Raw genomic sequence first — 15542 nt, forward strand, 5'->3', positions numbered from 1 at the left:
GCGCGACGCGGGACGGTGATCACCCTACGCCGGGCGCCTCGACAGCGGCCGACTTCGACAGTCGCAGCCACGTCTCGACGACCGTGTCGGGATTGAGCGACACCGACTCGATCCCCTCGGCGACGAGCCACTCCGCAAGATCGGGATGATCCGACGGTCCCTGCCCGCAGATGCCCACGTACTTGCCGGCCGCGCGGCAGGCGCCGATCGCCATCGACAGCAGACGCAACACCGCCGGGTCGCGCTCGTCGAACGTCGCCGCGACCAGTCCCGAATCGCGATCCAGGCCGAGGGTCAGCTGGGTCATGTCGTTCGAGCCGATCGAGAAGCCGTCGAAGAACTCCAGGAACTGATCCGCCAGCAGCGCGTTGGAGGGCAACTCGCACATCATGATGACCTTCAGGTCGTTCTCGCCTCGGCGCAGGCCGTTCTCGGCCAGCAGCTCCACGACCGCGTGGCCCTCACCGACGGTGCGGACGAATGGCACCATCACCTGCACATTCGTGAAGCCCATCTCGTCGCGCACGAACCGCAGCGCCTCGCACTCCATGTCGAAGCAGGCGCGGAAGTCGGGCGAGATGTAGCGCGAGGCGCCGCGGTAGCCCAGCATCGGGTTCTCCTCGTGCGGCTCGTAGAGCTCCCCGCCGACGAGGTTGGCGTACTCGTTCGACTTGAAGTCACTGAGTCGCACGATCACCGGCTCGGGCCAGAACGCCGCCGCGATCATCGACACGCCCTCCGCGACCCGCCGCACGAAGTAGTCGCGCGGCGCGTCGTAGGCGGCGGTCGCGTCGGCCACCCGATCCCGCAGCTCGCCGTTCAGCGAATCGAACTCCAGCAGCGCTCGCGGATGGATGCCGATCTGTCGATTGATGATGAACTCCAGCCGCGCCAGCCCGACACCGCGGTGAGGCAGCCGTGAGAACGAGAAGGCCTGATCGGGCGTGCCGACGTTCATCATGATCTTCACCGGCGCCTCCGGCATGGAATCCAGCCGGGTCACCTCCTCCTCGAACGGAAGGATGCCGCGGTACACGAACCCCGTGTCGCCCTCCGCGCACGAGACGGTGACCTCCTCTCCGTCCACGAGCGCGGCGGTGGCATCGCCCGTGCCGACGACGGCGGGAATGCCGAGCTCGCGCGCGATGATCGCGGCGTGGCACGTGCGACCGCCGCGATTGGTCACGATGGCACTCGCGCGCTTCATGATGGGCTCCCAATCGGGATCGGTCATGTCGGCGATGAGCACCTCACCCGGCTGGAAGTCGGCCATCTGGTCGAGACTGCGCAGCACTCGCACCGGTCCCGCGCCGATGCGCTGACCGATCGCCCGCCCGGCCGTCACGACCTCACCGCGCGCGTCCAGCACGAAGCGGCGGATGACCCCGGCTTCGACGCGCGAGACGACCGTCTCGGGTCGAGCCTGCAGGATGTAGAGCCGACCATCGACGCCGTCCTTGCCCCACTCGATGTCCATCGGCCGGCCGTAGTGCTCCTCGATGATCAGCGCCTGGCGCGCGAGCTCGACCAGGTCGGCGTCATCGATCGAGAACCGTCGACGCTCTGCCGTCGGAACGTCTTCGAACCGCGTCGAGGCTCCCGCTTCGCGCGCATCGGTGTAGCGCATCGCGATGGCCTTCTCGCCGACCGAGCGCTTGAGCACCGCCGGACGGCCCGCGCGCAGTGCCACCTTCGAGACGTAGAACTCGTCGGGGTTGACCGCTCCCTGCACGACGGCCTCGCCGAGTCCGTACGAACTGGTGATGAAGACGGCGTTCTCGAAGCCCGACTCGGTGTCGACGGTGAACATGACACCGGCAGCGCCCACGTCGGAGCGCACCATCTTCTGGATGCCGGCCGACAGGGCGACCTCGTCGTGGTCGAACCCGTGGTGAGCGCGGTACGCGATGGCGCGGTCGTTGTACAGCGACGCGAACACCGAGCGGATCGCAGCCAGCACGTTGTCGATGCCGGCGACGTTGAGGAAGGTCTCCTGCTGCCCGGCGAAAGAGGCGTCGGGCAGGTCCTCAGCGGTCGCCGAGGAGCGCACCGCGAACGAGGCATCGGGGTGCTCCGCCGTCAGCCGCTCGTACGCGGTGCGGATCGACGACTCGAGATCTGCGGGAAAGGGCTGCTCCTCCACCCACGCCCGGATCTGCGTGCCGGCGTGGGTGAGGGCCGCGACATCCTCGACATCGACCTCGGCGATCGCCGCCGCAATGCGTTCGCGCAGCCCGCCTTCGGCCAGGAACTCGCGATAGGCGTCGGCGGTCGTTGCGAAGCCGCCGGGAACGCTGACCCCGGCGGCGGCGAGGTGCGACACCATCTCGCCGAGCGACGCGTTCTTTCCGCCCACGGCGGGGAGGTCGGCCATGCCGAGCTGGTCGAACCAGAGGATGCTGCTCATGTGTCGGGCCTTTCGGTGGGAGGGGCGATGCTCAGGCGCGGAGCTTGAGGGACTGCATGATCACGGCGGACATCTCCTCGACGCTCTTGGTCGACGAGTTCACGAACGGGATATGGGTACGCCGGTAGAGGTCCTCGGCGCGCCGCAGCTCGAGGGTGCACTGCGCGAGGCTCGCGTAGGTCGAGTCGGGCCTGCGCTCGTGACGCACCTGGCTGAGTCGCAGCGGTGTCGTCGTCAGCCCGAAGCAGCGCGCCGCGAACGGGGCGATCGCTCGCGGGAGGCCCTCGGTGGGAAAGTCGTCGTCGGTCAGCGGGTAGTTCGCCACGAGAAGCCCGTACTGCAGTGCCAGGTACATGGTCGTCGGCGTCTTGCCACAGCGCGACGGCGCGACGATCAGGACGTCGGCCTGATCGAGAGCGCGCATGCTCTGACCGTCGTCGTGCTCGATGGCGTATTCGACCGCGCGCATCCGGGCGAAGTACTGCTCGGTGTCGCCGACCGTGTGGAAGGAGCCGAGCTGCTCGGACGCGGTCGTTCCGAGCGCCGCCTCCAGCTCGGTGAGGTGGCCGCTCAGCAGATCGATGTGCGTCGCCCGCGCGCCGCCGAGCACGCGCGCCACGGCGGGGGAGCGCACGGTGTGGAACACGAGAGGGTGCATCCCGGCATCCGCCGCTCGGTCGATCTCTCGGGCGACCGCGGCGGCGCCCTCGGCCGAGTCGACGAACGGCACGGTGTGGTGACGAAACGACACCCCCGGGAAGTTGACGAGCAGAGCCCGCCCCAGCGTCTCCGCGGTGATGCCCGTCGAGTCGGAGACGAAGTAGGCGGCACGGGGCGTGGTGGTCACATGCGCTCCTCGTCGTCTCGGCGGATCCCGACGGCAGATCGGGCGGCGGTCCTACGACCGATTGCTTCGAGGCTACGAAAGATGACGTATCTCTCCGCTCGCTTTCAAGCGAAAGAATGCCGCTTCTTGTCGCTCGGGGAGGATTCGCCCGGCGTCAGGACCGGAGCTCGCGGCGGCGCATGCCCGCGAGCGCGATGAGGGCCGCGGATGCCGCGACCACCACGAGCACGGCGACGCCGCGCGGATCGACGCCGTTTCCGCTCGGTACGGGAGCGGCGGCGAAGGGCGAGGCGTCCACGAGTGACGCACTCAGACCGAAGAGCGGGCCGAACAGCGCGACGACGGCGGCGACGGCCAGCAGCGCCCACGCGAGCACGACCGCCGCACGCGGAAGCGCGACCACCAGGGCGGCGGTCACCGCGGCGAACAGGCAGGCCGGGACGATCTGCCCCGCACCGGCCACCGCCGCATCGCGCAGGAGCCCTCCACCGACGCCCCCGGTAAGTGCTCCGACAGCGGCGCCGACGATTCCCGCCACGATCGTGAGGGCCGCGGCGGTCGCAGCGACCGAGATGTGGTCGGCGAGCCACCGCGTGCGTGTGAGTGCGGTACCGAGGACCAGCTCCGCCGTCCCGCGAGTCTCGTCCTGGCGCGCGCGCAGAGCGGTCTGTGTTGCGGCGCACGCCGCGATGACTCCGAGCATGACGAAGAAGATCACGACCAGACCGCGTGAGAGGTCCTCGGACGTTCCGCTCAACGCCTCCAGCAGCGCGGTGACGGCCGCGTTCCCCTGGCCGATCCGCCCGGCAAGACCGGCGAGCGACGTCGACAGAATGCCGACGAGCATCCCTGCCACGATCCAGCCGACAGCCGCAGCACGGCTCTGGCGCACCACCAGCGCCAGATGTGTCGCGAAGCCCGGTCGAGCCTCGGCGCGACCGACGCGTGGCGGGACGAAGGAGGATCCCAGGTCGCGGCGCGCGTGCAGCAGGGCGCACCCGCCGAGGAGGAGGAACGTCGTGAGTGCCGCGGCCGCCAAAGGAAGGGGGTCGTCGGCATCGAACGGGCGGGTGTTTTCGGCCCAGCCGAACGGCGAGAACCACGTCAGGGCGGAGCTCGTCATCCGGGTGAGGTCGGCGTTCGGCGTCCCGAGCGCATTCCCGGTGCCGGCAAGGGCGAACGTGCCGACCAGGATCCACACCGCCAGCGCGTTGGCGGCGCGCGAGGAGGGCATGAGTTCGCCGGTCACGAGCCCGACGCCGAGGAAGACCGTGCCGACGAGTGTGCAGCATGCTCCGGTCAGTGTTGCTCCCGCCGGTGGCGCGCCATTGCCGATGAAGAGGAGAGCGACCACCGCGCCTGAGAGGACGGCGACGCCGATGCCGTGCACGGCGGTCGAGGCGAGCGGCGCGGTGCGCCCGGCCGGGGTGGCCGACACCAACTCGAGACGGCCGTCCTCCTCATCCCCGCGGGTATGGCGCACCGCCAGAAACGAGCACATGAGGGCGACGACGAGCAGCAGCCAGGGCAGCAGGAGGAAGGAGACCAGCTGTGACTCCGACGTGCCGGAAGGAAGCCCGCGGAACAGGAGCACGACGGGGTTCGTCATGACCGTGGCCAGCAGAGCGAGGCGTTCCTGCTCGTCGCCGTACGACCCCCGCACGCCCGGATATCCGGCCGCGGCCAGGGCGGCGAGTCCGAGGATCCAGACGGTGAGCGATACGGCGTCGCGCCGCAGGCGCTGGCGCAGCAGCAGCCCGAACGGTCTCACCGCCGGGCGCCTTCGCTCGGCTCTGCGCCCGCGCCGTAGTGGCGCAGGAACAGCTCCTCCACCGACGGCGGCGCGATGCGCAGTCCTTCGGCGCCGAGCTCGGCGAGGCGGGGCAGAGCGAGGGCGACGGCATCGCTGGCGAGCGTCAGCGAGATCCGCCCGCCCTCCTCCCGCACGTCCTCGGCGCCGGGCACGGTCGCGGCGGTGGCCGGGGTCGCGCGCGCGGATGCCGCGAACGACACCTCGGTGCGCGTGAGATGGCGCATCTCGGCAAGAGAGCCCGTGTCGACGATGCGCCCGGCCCGTACGATCGACACCCGGTCGCAGAGCAGCTCGACCTCCGAGAGGATGTGGCTCGACAGCAGCACCGTGGCGCCGGCATCCCGTACTCGCGCGACCTCCTGGCGGAACACCACCTCCATCAGCGGATCCAGACCGCTCGTGGGCTCGTCGAAGATGTAGAGCTCGGCAGGGACGGCGAAGGCGGCGATGAGCGCGACCTTCTGCCGATTGCCCTTCGAGTAGGCGCGTCCCTTCGTGCGGGTGTCGAGCTGGAAGGCGTCGCACAGTCGCCGCCGCGCGGTGGCGTAGTGCGGGCCGGTGCCCCCGCCGCGGAGGCGACTGAGCAGATCAATGGCCTCGCCGCCGGAGATGTTCGGCCAGAGACTGACGTCGCCGGGAACCGATGCCACCCGTCGATGCAGACGCGCGGCATCGCCCCACGGGTCGGCGTCGAGTACGGTCGCCGTGCCCGAGGTGGGACGTGCGAGGCCGAGGAGGATGCGGATGGTGGTCGACTTGCCCGCGCCGTTGGGGCCGAGGAAGCCGTGCACCTGGCCCGCCTCGACGACGAGGTCGAGCCCGTCGAGGGCGTGCACGCGGCCGTAGTGCTTCGTGAGGGCGTCCGTGCGGATGACGGCGGTCATGCGCCGGATGCTACGCCGAGGGCGGGTGCCGCGGTAGATGCGACACCCGCCCTTTACCCCCGGTGCGTCGGGGACTGCGCTCAGATCTGCGAGCGCGGCCCGGGTTCGACGATCTTGTTGAAACCGGTCACCGGCTGGTTCTCATCGAACGACACCACGGGGCGACGGAACCCCCGGGTGAGGAAGACGAGATACACGAGCCCGAGCCCCGTCCAGATGAGGCCGACGATGAGCGCGTGGTCGTCCAGGTTCACCCACAGCAGTCCGGTCAGCGCCATGCCGATCGCGGGCATCACGATGTAGTTGATGATGTCGCGCGGCGTCCGTCGACGTCCCTGGCGAACCGCGAACCAGGCGATCACCGAGATGTTCACGAAGGTGAACGCGATGAGGGCGCCGTAGTTGATGTAGTCGACGATCTGATCGAGGGTGAAGGCGATGGCCGCCAGGCTCACGATGCCGACCAGCACCACCGTGAACGCCGGGGTGTGGGTGCGCGGACTGATGTAGCCGAAGAAGCGCTTGGGCAGCACGCCGTTGCGGCCCATGACCAGCAGCATGCGCGCGACCGACGCGTGCGAGGCGAGCCACGACGCCAAGGTCGCCGCGAAGCCGGCGGCCGTCAGCACCGACTGCAGCACGATGCCGCCGACCTGCGAGCCGATCTCCGGCAGCGTCGAGTCGGCGATCGCCTCGGGCGGGAACGCCTCGTGGGCCGGGAAGCGCAGCTGCGTGAAGTAGGCCGCGACGAGGAAGATCGCGCCGCCCACCAGCACGGTCAGCAGGATCGCGCGCGGCATGGTCTTCGGGTTCTTCGCCTCCTCCGCGTACATCGTCACCGCGTCGAAGCCGATGAACGAGAAGCAGACGATGGTCGCACCGGCCAGCACCGCGCCGAACTCGACCTCGGGGTGGAAGAACGGCTGCACGGAGGCGACCGTGCCGGCGCCGGCGCCCTGCACCAACTGCACGATGACCATGACGACGAACACCGCCATGACCACGATCGAGAAGATCAGCAGGATCATGTTGACGTTGGAGGTGCCGCGCATCGTCAGGTAGATGATCCCGGTGACGCCCGCGGTGAAGGCCACGACCCACACCCATCCCGGGATGTCGGGGAAGAGCGCCTCCATGTAGCTGCGCAGGATCAGGGCGTTGACCATCGGCAGCAGCAGGTAGTCGATGAGCGACGTCCAGCCGACGAGGAAGCCGAGGCTCGGGTGCATCGACTCGCGGACGTAGGTGTACGCGGAGCCGGCGCTCGGGATGACGCCGACCATCTTGCCGTAGCTGATCGCGGTGAAGCCCATGACGACGAGGGCGAGCGCGTAGGCGGCGGGGACGACGTTGTTGGTCTCGACGGCGACATTGCCGAACGTGTCGAACACGACCGTCGGGGTCATGTAGCCGAGGCCGAGACCGACGATGGACCAGACTCCCAGAGAGCGCGCAAGGGTGGCGGAGCGAGAGGATGCCGACGTGGCGGCCAGTGACTCGTTCGTGATTCCTCCTGATGGTGAGGTGTTTCGGGTGCTCGAATACTAGGGTCGCCCTGTTTCGTTTGTGTAGCGTCGCCGTCACCTCCGATGACGCGTGGACACCATGTTCGGACGATTCGACCGGGGATCGCCCCTTCGCGGACGAAGGGTGTGGGCTCAGACCCCGCGCAGCCCGTCGGTGCGCTCGAAGATGAGGCTCGTGTTGGTCGCCGCGACGATGGAGTGCGTGGAGAGGTGGTCGGTGACGAAAGAGCGCAGGTCGGCGCTGTCGCGCCCGCGGAAGTGGATCACGAAGTCCTCCGCGCCGGCGACATAGAAGTACTGGGCGACGTCGGGGTGGGTGCGCAGCTCCTCGGCGAAGCGGGTCAGCTGCGCGCGTGCCCCCGGGCGGATCCGCACCGAGACCAGAGCCTCGGTGCGGTACCCCAGTGCTCCCGGATCGACGTCGATCGTGAAGCGACGGATCACCCCGCGCGATACGAGGCGCGAGATGCGTGCGTGCACGGTCGACGCCGCGACGCCCAGGGTCGCCGCAAGACGACTCAGCGGCTGGCGGGCATCGTCGCGCAACTCGTCGATGAGTCGGAGATCGGCGGCATCCAGCGAAGAATTCGCGGCAGAAGTGGACATGTGCCGAGCATAGTTCGACGAGATCCGCAAGTTTGAACGAATCTTCGGCGGCCCTTGTCGACCGTCCGGAGGGCTGACATCGTGATCGCGCTGCACCGCTCCACTCCCTTTCCCGCGGACCATGTCGAAGGAGTCCCGCCCATGATCATCGGTGTTCCCACAGAGATCAAAGACAGTGAGCGCCGCGTCGGCATGACGCCCACGGGGGTCGACGAGCTCTCTGCACACGGCCACCGGGTGCTCATCCAGAGCGGAGCCGGCGTCGGGTCGGGGTTCAGCGACGACGCCTATCGCGCCGCTGGGGCCGAGATCGTGGCCGAGGCCGCCGAAGTCTGGGGCGGCGCGGACCTTCTCGTGAAGGTCAAGGAGCCGATCGCGCCCGAGTACGGCTTCCTGCGCTCAGACCTGACGCTGTTCACCTACCTGCATCTGGCCGCCGCGCCGGCGCTGACGACCGCTCTCCTGGATGCCGGGACCACCGCCATCGCCTACGAGACGGTGCAGCTGCCCGACCGGTCGCTGCCGCTGCTGGCCCCGATGAGCGAGATCGCCGGTCGACTGTCGGTGCAGGTGGGCGCGCAGCAGCTGCTCGGTCCGGCCGGGGGACGCGGCATCCTGCTCGGTGGCGTGCCCGGCACACCGCGCGGCCGTGTCGTCGTGATCGGTGGCGGCGTCGCCGGCACCCACGCCGCACAGATGGCCGTGGGACTCGGCGCGCACGTGACCATCGTCGACCTGTCGATCCCGCAGCTGCGCCGGCTCGACGAGCGTTTCGACGGCCGCGTCGACACGCGCGTGTCGACGCGTTCGACGATTGCCGACCTCGTTGCCGACGCCGACCTCGTCATCGGCTCGGTGCTGGTGCCCGGCGCGGCGGCGCCCAAGCTCGTGACGCTCGACATGGTCGAGCGCATGCGCCCGGGCTCGGTGCTCGTGGACATCGCGGTCGACCAGGGTGGCTGCTTCGAGGGCACGCATGCGACCACGCACACCGATCCGACCTACCGGGTGCACGACGCCATCTACTACGCCGTCGCCAACATGCCGGGAGCGGTGCCGTTGACCTCGACCCTCGCTCTCACCAACGCGACGCTGCGGTACACGCTCGCGCTCGCCGATCGCGGCACCGATGCGGCGCTCGAGGCCGACGCCTCGCTGCGTGCGGGTCTGTCGATCCGCGGCGGCGAGGTCATCGACACCCGCATCCTCGCCTGACCTCGCCCACCAGGCTCGCGAGCCGCGACGTTTCTGCCGAGCCGCCATGTTTTCGCGTGTCGAAACATGGCGGCTCGGCGAGAAGATGGCGGCTCGCGAGCGGCGGGGTGGGGGAGAGGGGTCAGAGGCGGGACCAGGCTTCTGTGAGCACGGAGCGCAGGATCTGCTCGATTTCGGTGAACTCGGCCGGGCCGATGGTCAGCGGCGGGGCGAGCTGGATCACCGGGTCGCCGCGATCGTCGGCGCGGCAGTACAGGCCCGCGTCGAACAGCGCCTTGGAGAGGAAGCCGCGCAGCAGCCGCTCCGACTCGTCGTCGTCGAAGGTCTCCTTCGTGGCCTTGTCCTTGACCAGCTCGATGCCGAAGAAGTAGCCGTCGCCGCGCACGTCGCCGACGATCGGCAGGTCGAGGAGCTTCTCGAGCGTGGCGCGGAAGACGGGCGAGTTCTCGCGGACGTTCTCCAGCAGCTTCTCCTCCTCGAACACGTCGAGGTTCTCCAGGGCGACGGCAGCCGACACGGGGTGGCCGCCGAAGGTGTAGCCGTGCGGGAACGACAGATCGCCGTGCGCGAAGGGCTCGTAGACGCGGTCGCTCACGATCGTGCCGCCCAGCGGCGCGTAGCCGCTGGTGACGGCCTTCGCGAACGTGATCATGTCGGGCTGGTAGTCGTAGGCCTGCGCGCCGAAATAGTGGCCCAGGCGCCCGAAGGCGCAGATGACCTCGTCGGAGACGAGCAGCACGTCGTAGCGGTCGCAGATCTCACGCACCCGCTGGAAGTAGCCCGCGGGAGCGGGGAAGCATCCGCCCGCGTTCTGCACGGGCTCGAGGAACACGGCGGCGACCGTCTCGGGACCCTCGAACTGGATCATCTGCTCGATGCGGTCGGCCGCCCACAGGCCGAACTCCTCGGGCGTCCCCCCGCCGAAGCCGGACTCCGCGGCTCGATAGTAGTTGGTGTTGGGCACGCGGAAGCCGCCCGGGGTGACGGGCTCGAACATGTGCTTCATGACGGGCAGGCCGGTGATCGCGAGGGCGCCCTGCGTGGTGCCGTGGTACGCGATGGCACGGGAGATGACCTTGTGCTTGGTGGGCTTTCCCTGCAGCTTCCAGTAGTGCTTGGCGAGCTTGAACGCGGTCTCGACCGCCTCGCCGCCGCCCGTGGAGAAGAAGACGTGGTTGAGGTCGCCGGGCGCGAGGTTCGCGATGCGGTCGGCGGCCTCGATGCCCGAGGGGTGTGCGTACGACCAGAGCGGGAAGAACGCGAGCTCCTCCGCCTGTTTCGCCGCGGCCTGGGCGATGCGGGAGCGTCCGTGGCCGGCGTTGACGACGAACAGGCCGGCGAGCCCGTCGATGTAGCGCTTGCCGCGGGAGTCCCAGATGTGGTGCCCCTCGCCCTTGACGATGATGGGCACTCCGGAGCCCTCGGTCATCACCGACTGGCGTGCGAAATGCATCCAGAGGTGGTCGCGGGCCTTGGCCTGCAGGTCGGCGTCGTCGATGGTCATCGTGTCCCCCAGTTGTAGAGCTGACGGTGGAGTTTGAGGTAGACGAAGGTCTCGGTCGAGACCACCTCGGGAAGGGCGCGGATCTGCTCGTTGAGCAGGTCCATGAGGTCGTCGTCGTTCTCGCAGACGACCTCGACGAGCAGATCGAACGAGCCCGCCGTCGACACCACATAGCTGATGCCGGGCAGGGTCGACAGCCGCGCGGCGATGCCGCGGGTGTCGCCGGCGACCCGGATGCCGATCATCGCCTGACGGGCGAAGCCGAGCTGGAGCGGGTCGGTGACGGCCACGATCTGCATCACGCCCTGGTCGACGAGCTTCTGTACGCGCTGGCGCGTGGCGGCCTCGCTGAGGCCGACGGCCTTCGCGATCTCGGCGTAGGGTCGGCGCCCGTCCTCCTGCAGCTGCTCGATGATCGCTTTGGATGCGGCATCCAGCGGCTGTCGGCGCGAAGGTGCGGTTTCCGTCGTTTGAGGCATGATCGGCGACGATATCAATCGCGGCAGTGAATAATCAAGACTGATTCAGGCGTCACCGGGCGGGCTCCCGTGCGACGTGCGGCGCTCAGCGCATGGTGTCGAGGATGCCGGTGAGGTCGTCGAACGTGGTGCGGGGGTTCAGGATCGCGAACCGGGCGTTGGGGCGGCCATCGTGGCTCGACGGCGTCACGAACGCGTGCTGCACGTCGAGGAGGCGCTGCGACCAGGCCTCGTAGTCGGCGCGCGTCCAGCCGTCGCGCTCGAACACGACCACGCCCAGCTGCGGCCGGCGCACCAGCGAGAAGCCGGAGCGCGCCTCGATCTCATCCGCGATCCGACGGGCCAGCACGATCGAGGCGCTGACGGCCTCGCGGTACGCGGCCGCGCCGTGCGTGGCCAGCGAGAACCACAGCGGCAGGCCGCGGGCGCGACGGGTGAGGTGTGCGGCGTAGTCGGAGGGGCTGTAGTCGGAGCGGTCGGTCAGGGTGTCGAGGTACTCCGCGTGCTGGGTGTGCGCGCGTCGGCCCTGCTCGGGGTCGCGGTAGATGAGCGCGCACGCATCGAACGGGGCGAACAGCCACTTGTGCGGATCGACGATCACCGAGTCGGCCTGCTCGACTCCGGCGTACAGGTGGCGGGCGAGGGGCGAGAGCATGCCGGCGAGGCCGTAGGCGCCGTCGACGTGCAGCCAGATCCCGTGGGCGTGGGCTGCCGCCGCGACACCGGCGATGTCGTCGACGATGCCGAAGTTGGTCGAGCCGGCCGTCGCGACGACGGCGAAGACCCGCTCCTGCACGTCGGCGAGCACCGCCGCGACGGCCTCGCCGCGCAGCACGCCGTCGGCATCCGTCGGCACCGTGATGACGTCGACGTCCATGACGCGCGCCGCCGACGCGATGGAGGAGTGCGCCTGCGAGCTGCAGACGACCGCCCAGCGGGTCGGCGCGGCGGCACCGGTGTCGGTCCGGTGCGCGCGCGCCGCCTCGCGCGCGGCGACGAGCGCGGACAGGTTGCCGAGCGTGCCGCCCTGCACGAAGACGCCTCCCGCGGATGCCGGCAGGCCGAACTCGTCGGCCAGCCAGCGCAGCACCTCGTTCTCGGCGTGCACGGCGCCGGCGCCCTCCAGCCAGGAGCCGCCGTAGAGGGCGCTCGCCGACACGACGAGGTCGAAGGCCGCGGCCGCCTTCGTGGGCGCGGTCGGGATGAACGAGAGGTACCGCGGGTCGTCGGTCGTGATGCAGGCGGGGGCCAGGACGTGCGTGAACACGCCGAGCGCACGCTCGGCGCCGACCCCCTCTTCGGAGATCGTCCGCCCCGCCAGTCGGCTGAGTTCCGCGGCGGGCAGCGGCTTGTCCAGCGGGGTGTCCTGGGCGAGCAGGCGCTCGCGCGAGTAGTCGAGCACCAGGTCGACGATGCGCCGGGTCTCGGCGGTGACGTCGTGCATGCGGGCGGCATCGGTCATGAATGATCCTCGGAGGAAGAAGGGGCGGGGGTGGATGCCGGGAGGGCGGGAGTCCGCGGCGGCACCGGCCGCTCGTCGGTCAGTGTCTCGATCGCGCACCCGAGCCGCAGCAGGGCGGCATCGTCGCCGGAGCGCCCGGCGATCGTGAGTCCCACCGGCATCCGGATGTCGTCCATCAGCCCGAGCGGAACGGTCACCGTCGGGATGCCGAGGTGGCGGATCGCGAGGTTGCCGTTGGCGACCCAGACGCCGTTGCGCCAACCGAGGTCGGCGGAGGCGGGGTTCACGTCCATGTCGGCGGGGCCGACATCGGCGACGGCGGGGAAGACGACGGCGTCGAGGCCGAGGCCGTCCATCCACTCCTCCAGGTCGACCTCTCGCGTGCGCTCCAGGCCGCGAAGGCCGTCTTCGAGCTCGGGCATGTCGCGCCAGGTGACGCCCGGGTGCGCTCGCACCCAGTCGGGATAGCTCGGCAGGTCGTCGTCGAAGCCGTCGTAGCGGTCGGGGAGGGCGCCGGCGGGGTGCGGGAAGATCAGCGCGCCGTCGACGTCGGCGAGCGTGTGCAGCTTCGGGTCGCCGTTGGCGGCGAGGAAGTCGTCCCACGACCACGCCGACAGGTCGAGGATCTCGCGATCCAGGTAGGCGCGGGTCACGAGCCCCCGGGTGAAGATCGTCGGCGCTCCGGGCCGGTCGCCTTCGTAGTTCGACACGGCCGGGAAGTCGACATCGACGACTTCCGCCCCGGCGGCGGTCAGCGCCGCGCGGGTCTTCTCCCACAGTGCGATGATCGACGCGCGCGTCTCGATGCGCTGTCCGGTCGGCCCGCCGATGCCGGGTGTCGGAGCGGTCCCGGCATCCGGGTCGGCGTTGATGTACATACGGGGCACGCCGATCCGCCGTCCCGCAGGCGTCGCGCCGTCGGCCAGGGCGGGGTACGACGCGGGGCGCACCGCGGACGGGCGCGGCAGCGGCACCCACGGCTGTGTCCGCCAGAAGTCGCCGCGCGTGTCGGGGTCGTCCGCGACGATGACGTCGAGGATCTCCAGCAGATCGGCCATCGTGCGCGCGTGCGGCACGACGACGTCTTGCGTGGGCACCAGCGGCCAGTTGCCGCGTGTGGAGATGACGCCGCGCGAGGGTGTGTAGGCGCACAGCGCGTTGTTCGAGGCCGGCCCGCGTCCGCTCGACCAGGTCTCTTCGCCGAGGCCGAACGCGGCGAACGAGGCCGCCGTCGCCGTTCCGGAGCCGTTCGAGGAGCCCGAGGCGAACGGGGCGGTGAGCCAATCGGCGGCGTAGGGGCTCTCGGCGCGGCCGTAGAGCCCGCGCTGCATGCCGCCGCCGGCCATCGGCGGCATGTTGGTCAGCCCCAGGCAGATGGCACCCCCGGCGCGCAGCCGCTCGATCGTGAAGGCGTCGCGCTGCGCGACGAGTGTGGCGAAGGCGGGGGAGCCGGATGCCGCGGTCAGCCCGCGGACGAGGTAGCTGTCCTTCGCGGTGTAGGGGATGCCGTCCAACGGCGAGAGCACCTCGCCGCGGGCCCGGCGGGCGTCGGAGGCGGCTGCTTCCGCCTGCGCGTCGGGGTTGCGCACGACGACCGCGTTGAGCGCGGTCGCGGTGTCGGGTCCGTCGTAGGCGTCGACGCGCGCGAGGTAGGCCTCGACGAGCTCGACGGCGGTCGTGCGCCCCGTCTCGAGGGCGGTGCGCAGCTCGGCGATCGAGGCTTCGACGACGTCGATCATCGCCGGACCTCCTGCCCGCCGAGCGCCGGCTGCTGCTGAGTGATGCAGTGGATGCCGCCGCCGCGCGCGAAGATCGGGCGGGCGTCGACCGTGACGATCTCGCGCCCCGGGTACGCATCGGCCAGGATCGCGCGGGCCTCGGCATCCGCTCTGTCCTCACCGAAGCCGCAGGCGATGACGCCGGCATTGACGACGAGGTGGTTGACGTAGCTCCAGTCGACGAAGCCCTCGTCGTCGCGCAGGGTCGCCGGCGCGGGCAGCTCGACGATCTCGAGGCGGCGTCCGGCGGCATCGGTCTGGCCGGCGAGCAGCTCGCGCAGCGCCGCGCTGACGGCGTGGTCGGGGTGTGCCGCATCGCGCTGGGTGTGCAGCAGCACGCGGCCCGGAGAGGGGAAGGTCGCCACGATGTCGACGTGGCCGTTCGTGCCGAAGTCGTCGTAGTCGCGGGTGAGGCCGCGCGGAAGCCAGATCGCCGTCGTCGTGCCGAGGGTGCGGGCGAACTCCGCCTCGACGCGCGCGCGATCGGCGTAGGGGTTGCGGCGCGGATCGAGCTGCACCGTGTCGGTCAGCAGCACCGTGCCCTCGCCGTCGACGTGGAAGCCGCCGCCCTCGGCGACCAGCGTCGAGGAGATGAGTTCTGCGCCGACCTCGGCCGCGACGATGCGGGCGTGCTCGGCAGAGCGTTCCCAGCGCGCCCAGTCGTGTGCGCCCCAGCCGTTGAAGATCCAGTCGACGGCGCCCAGGATGCCGGGGCGCTCGTCGTCCACGACGAAGGTCGGGCCGTGATCGCGCATCCAGAACTCGTCGACGGGGGCCTCGAGGATCGCGACCTCGCCGGGCAGCATCCGCCGGGCGCGCGCGAGCTCGGACGGGTCGACGACCATGGTGACCGGCTCGAACCGGGCGATGGCCGCGGCGACCTCCGTCCACGCCGCGTACCCCTCTTCGCGTTCCGCGTCGGTGTCGCCCAGGGTCGGGCCCTCCACCGGGAAGGCCATCCATGTGCGCGTGTGCGGCGCGGTCTCGCTCGGCATGCGCCAGCTCATCGGCATCCTCGACT

Annotated in this window: 12 protein-coding genes; 1 reads left to right on the forward strand and 11 read right to left on the reverse strand. The window is 70.2% G+C overall.

What is annotated here, in order from left to right; genetic code table 11:
- Positions 1-19: 19 nt before the first annotated feature.
- From ppsA to ACT53O_RS13260, 6 genes are all read right to left on the reverse strand, one after another.
- Positions 20-2407 carry a phosphoenolpyruvate synthase gene (gene ppsA, locus ACT53O_RS13235; protein ID WP_476152903.1) on the reverse strand — a complete coding sequence of 796 codons (2388 nt, stop codon included), beginning with the start codon at positions 2405-2407 and terminating at the stop codon, positions 20-22.
- Positions 2408-2438: 31 nt separating this feature from the next.
- Positions 2439-3254 (reverse strand): pyruvate, water dikinase regulatory protein, encoded by an 816-nt coding sequence (locus ACT53O_RS13240; protein ID WP_036319677.1) that lies wholly within the window; start codon positions 3252-3254, stop codon positions 2439-2441.
- A 154-nt stretch (positions 3255-3408) separates the two neighbouring features.
- Positions 3409-5025: a polyketide antibiotic transporter gene (locus tag ACT53O_RS13245; protein WP_476152905.1), complete on the reverse strand. Its 1617-nt coding sequence runs from the start codon at positions 5023-5025 to the stop codon at positions 3409-3411.
- A complete protein-coding gene (locus ACT53O_RS13250) occupies positions 5022-5951 on the reverse strand; it encodes an ABC transporter ATP-binding protein (protein WP_135948907.1) in 930 nt (309 codons plus the stop codon). Before ACT53O_RS13250 ends, ACT53O_RS13245 begins: the two co-directional genes overlap by 4 nt.
- Positions 5952-6031: 80 nt before the next feature.
- The gene (locus ACT53O_RS13255) at positions 6032-7396 is read right to left on the reverse strand and encodes an APC family permease (protein WP_275427330.1); all 1365 of its coding nucleotides are present in this window, start codon (positions 7394-7396) and stop codon (positions 6032-6034) included.
- Positions 7397-7609: 213 nt separating this feature from the next.
- Positions 7610-8083: an Lrp/AsnC family transcriptional regulator gene (locus ACT53O_RS13260; protein ID WP_239640108.1), complete on the reverse strand. Its 474-nt coding sequence runs from the start codon at positions 8081-8083 to the stop codon at positions 7610-7612.
- Positions 8084-8224: 141 nt separating this feature from the next.
- Here ACT53O_RS13260 and ald point away from each other — a divergent pair, with 141 nt between their 5' ends.
- The gene (gene ald / locus ACT53O_RS13265) at positions 8225-9298 is read left to right on the forward strand and encodes an alanine dehydrogenase (protein WP_036319666.1); all 1074 of its coding nucleotides are present in this window, start codon (positions 8225-8227) and stop codon (positions 9296-9298) included.
- A gap of 121 nt (positions 9299-9419) precedes the next feature.
- Here ald and ACT53O_RS13270 read toward each other — a convergent pair whose 3' ends face one another.
- The 5 genes from ACT53O_RS13270 to ACT53O_RS13290 form a co-directional block, all read right to left on the reverse strand.
- Complete coding sequence (locus ACT53O_RS13270; RefSeq protein WP_135948908.1) at positions 9420-10802, reverse strand: aspartate aminotransferase family protein; 1383 nt, start codon at positions 10800-10802, stop codon at positions 9420-9422.
- On the reverse strand, positions 10799-11281 hold the full coding sequence (locus ACT53O_RS13275; RefSeq protein ID WP_036319660.1) for an Lrp/AsnC family transcriptional regulator: 483 nt from the start codon (positions 11279-11281) through the stop codon (positions 10799-10801). The genes ACT53O_RS13270 and ACT53O_RS13275 overlap by 4 nt, the downstream gene beginning before the upstream one ends.
- Before the next feature lie 85 nt (positions 11282-11366).
- Positions 11367-12743 carry a pyridoxal phosphate-dependent decarboxylase family protein gene (locus tag ACT53O_RS13280; protein WP_476152909.1) on the reverse strand — a complete coding sequence of 459 codons (1377 nt, stop codon included), beginning with the start codon at positions 12741-12743 and terminating at the stop codon, positions 11367-11369.
- Positions 12740-14482: an amidase gene (locus tag ACT53O_RS13285; RefSeq protein ID WP_476152911.1), complete on the reverse strand. Its 1743-nt coding sequence runs from the start codon at positions 14480-14482 to the stop codon at positions 12740-12742. The genes ACT53O_RS13280 and ACT53O_RS13285 overlap by 4 nt, the downstream gene beginning before the upstream one ends.
- Positions 14479-15528 carry an agmatine deiminase family protein gene (locus ACT53O_RS13290; RefSeq protein ID WP_476152913.1) on the reverse strand — a complete coding sequence of 350 codons (1050 nt, stop codon included), beginning with the start codon at positions 15526-15528 and terminating at the stop codon, positions 14479-14481. The genes ACT53O_RS13285 and ACT53O_RS13290 overlap by 4 nt, the downstream gene beginning before the upstream one ends.
- Positions 15529-15542 lie beyond the last annotated feature (14 nt).

This window comes from Microbacterium sp. DMC48 (assembly GCF_056313825.1).

Bases quoted from the DNA above. Each gene is read 5' to 3' on its own strand.
- ppsA (WP_476152903.1), bottom strand. From the start codon at position 2,407: ATGAGCAGCATCCTCTGGTTCGACCAGCTCGGCATGGCCGACCTCCCC.
- ACT53O_RS13250 (WP_135948907.1), bottom strand. From the start codon at position 5,951: ATGACCGCCGTCATCCGCACGGACGCCCTCACGAAGCACTACGGCCGC.
- ACT53O_RS13260 (WP_239640108.1), bottom strand. From the start codon at position 8,083: ATGTCCACTTCTGCCGCGAATTCTTCGCTGGATGCCGCCGATCTCCGA.
- ald (WP_036319666.1), top strand. From the start codon at position 8,225: ATGATCATCGGTGTTCCCACAGAGATCAAAGACAGTGAGCGCCGCGTC.
- ACT53O_RS13270 (WP_135948908.1), bottom strand. From the start codon at position 10,802: ATGACCATCGACGACGCCGACCTGCAGGCCAAGGCCCGCGACCACCTC.
- ACT53O_RS13275 (WP_036319660.1), bottom strand. From the start codon at position 11,281: ATGCCTCAAACGACGGAAACCGCACCTTCGCGCCGACAGCCGCTGGAT.
- ACT53O_RS13280 (WP_476152909.1), bottom strand. From the start codon at position 12,743: ATGACCGATGCCGCCCGCATGCACGACGTCACCGCCGAGACCCGGCGC.
- ACT53O_RS13285 (WP_476152911.1), bottom strand. From the start codon at position 14,482: ATGATCGACGTCGTCGAAGCCTCGATCGCCGAGCTGCGCACCGCCCTC.
- ACT53O_RS13290 (WP_476152913.1), bottom strand. From the start codon at position 15,528: ATGAGCTGGCGCATGCCGAGCGAGACCGCGCCGCACACGCGCACATGG.